Below are 2192 nucleotides of genomic sequence, written 5' to 3' on the forward strand. Positions count from 1 at the left end.
GGTTTCCTTTACACAACCACCGATATTGCTTGTGCGAAATACCGTTATGAAACATTGGGCGCGGATCGTGTACTTTACTTCATCGATTCGCGTCAACACCAACACCTAATGCAAGCTTGGACTATCGTTCGTAAAGCTGGTTACATTCCAGAATCAGTGTCTCTTGAACACCACGCGTTCGGCATGATGCTAGGTAAAGATGGTAAGCCATTCAAGACTCGTGCTGGCGGTACGGTTCGTCTTGCTGATCTTCTTGATGAAGCCGAGGTTCGTGCAGCGAAGCTCATTGAATCTAAGAATCCAACGCTAGCAGAAGACGAGAAGAAAGCCATCGCAAACACAGTAGCAATGGCCGCGGTTAAGTACGCAGACCTTTCTAAGCACCGTACTACAGACTACGTGTTCGATTGGGACAACATGCTTGCGTTTGAAGGCAACACTGCACCGTACATGCAATACGCTTACACTCGTGTTGCTTCGGTATTTGCTAAAGCTGGCGTTTCTATGGACTCTCTTGAAGGTGAAATCAAAATCACTGAAGAGAAAGAGAAAGCCCTTATCGCGAAACTTCTACAATTTGAAGAAGCGGTACAGTCTGTTGCTCGCGAAGGTCAGCCGCACATCATGTGTAGCTACCTGTTCGAACTTGCGGGTCAATTCTCTAGCTTCTACGAAGCATGCCCTATCCTTGTGGCTGAAGACGAGACAGTTAAGCAAAGCCGTCTGAAGCTTGCTGCACTCACTGCGAAGACTATCAAGCAAGGTCTATCGCTTCTAGGTATCGATACTCTAGAGCGCATGTAAGCGATTCGAGATTCGAGATTCGAGATTCGAGATAATTAGAAAGGTTGGCGTTAAAGCGTCAACCTTTTGTTTTATCTGGCGTATACTGATTCAAACAAAATCAGCGAGAAGACGACAATGAGCTTTGAACTTCACCCACAACTTGCGAAAGACACCACGCTTATCGGCGAATTTCCACTGAGCTTAGCACTCCTTCACAAAGACAGTGCTGTGCCTTGGGTTATCTTGGTACCAAAACGTGCCAACCTCAAAGAGTTGCACCACTTACCAATGAAAGAGCAACAGCAGTTCCTACATGAATCTCAGGCGGTCAGCCAAGCACTTGAAGCCACGTTCCAACCAGACAAATTGAACCTTGGCGCACTGGGTAACATGGTGCCACAACTGCACATCCACCATATTGCACGCTTCAAAGACGACATTGCTTGGCCTGGCCCAGTATGGGGAAATACAAAAGGCGAACAGCGCAGTGAAGAAGATCAAGCCGCTATCCTGACTCGTATTCAAAACGTTTTATCGCTTAGTTCTATTTTCAAGAAAGCATAATTCGACTTCATCTCATTGAGCTTTAAAGAAAAATACTTCAGAAAAGACACATAACAAAAAGCCGCTTATCTTAGATAAGCGGCTTTGTAATTTTCTAATCTCGCCTTTTTCAACGAGAGTCTGAAGATCTGAACTACATCATCACGTTAAGCGACAAACCATCTTGTTTGCTGATGGTGTAGCGAATACGCGTTGTATGACCATGCATATTCGTATCGACCAAGCGAGAAACTTTCCCTTTCTTGACCCACACACTCAGCATCGCATCGACGCCATCTTCACTCATTCCAAACTTTGCAGCGAGCTCTTTACGAGCCGCAACCCCTTGGCTATCAATGTATTGATGAAGTTCAGTTAAAATCATACGACTTGCACCTCTAGGGCTTTCTGCTTACTGCCCACTTTCTTGAAGACACGATACGTCACCACAAAACCACCAGCAATCGCCACCATCCATACTGCACTTGTCACTGGATGGGCAGCAAAGTTTGCTGCTTGGTAGTAGAAGGTCGCGCCAAAGTAGCCAAGCGCCATCGTCCAAACCGCGATGAAGCGTGCAAACATCTGACCAAATTCACGAACGTAAGCACCCATCGCTGCCACACAAGGCGTGTAAAGCAGGATAAGAATCAAGTAAGCGAACGCCGCATGACCAGATACAAACTTGTCTTTCAAGTTGCCAAAGATAGAGGTATCCACTTCTTGCTCTTCTGCAACCGCCCCTGAATCGCTTAAGTCACCAACCTCAATACCTAAAGGATCCGAATAACTCAAACCGGCTAGGTTTTCAGGGATGGTCATTACCGCTTCTTGCAAGCTTGCTGTTAGGTCAAAGTCAGCCG

Annotated in this window: 3 protein-coding genes and 1 pseudogene; 2 read left to right on the plus strand and 2 right to left on the minus strand. The window is 46.3% G+C overall.

What is annotated here, in order from left to right:
* Both argS and ACP45E_RS18490 read left to right on the plus strand, forming a co-directional pair.
* The coding region (argS, locus tag ACP45E_RS18485) for an arginine--tRNA ligase (protein ID WP_017035358.1) at positions 1-804 on the plus strand (804 nt) is incomplete at its 5' end.
* 117 nt (positions 805-921) lie between these two features.
* Positions 922-1350 carry an HIT family protein gene (locus ACP45E_RS18490; RefSeq protein ID WP_026026628.1) on the plus strand — a complete coding sequence of 143 codons (429 nt, stop codon included), beginning with the start codon at positions 922-924 and terminating at the stop codon, positions 1348-1350.
* Positions 1351-1483: 133 nt separating this feature from the next.
* On the opposite strand, the gene ACP45E_RS18495 is transcribed toward ACP45E_RS18490, so the two are convergent.
* Together ACP45E_RS18495 and ACP45E_RS18500 are read right to left on the minus strand one after the other, a co-directional pair.
* On the minus strand, positions 1484-1714 hold the full coding sequence (locus ACP45E_RS18495; RefSeq protein ID WP_017035356.1) for a FeoC-like transcriptional regulator: 231 nt from the start codon (positions 1712-1714) through the stop codon (positions 1484-1486).
* Positions 1711-2192: pseudogene (locus ACP45E_RS18500) on the minus strand (nucleoside recognition domain-containing protein); the annotation flags it as partial. The gene ACP45E_RS18495 and the pseudogene ACP45E_RS18500, both read right to left, overlap by 4 nt.

The organism is Vibrio genomosp. F10 str. 9ZD137 (genome assembly GCF_049974785.1).
In the GTDB taxonomy this organism is placed as follows: domain Bacteria; phylum Pseudomonadota; class Gammaproteobacteria; order Enterobacterales; family Vibrionaceae; genus Vibrio.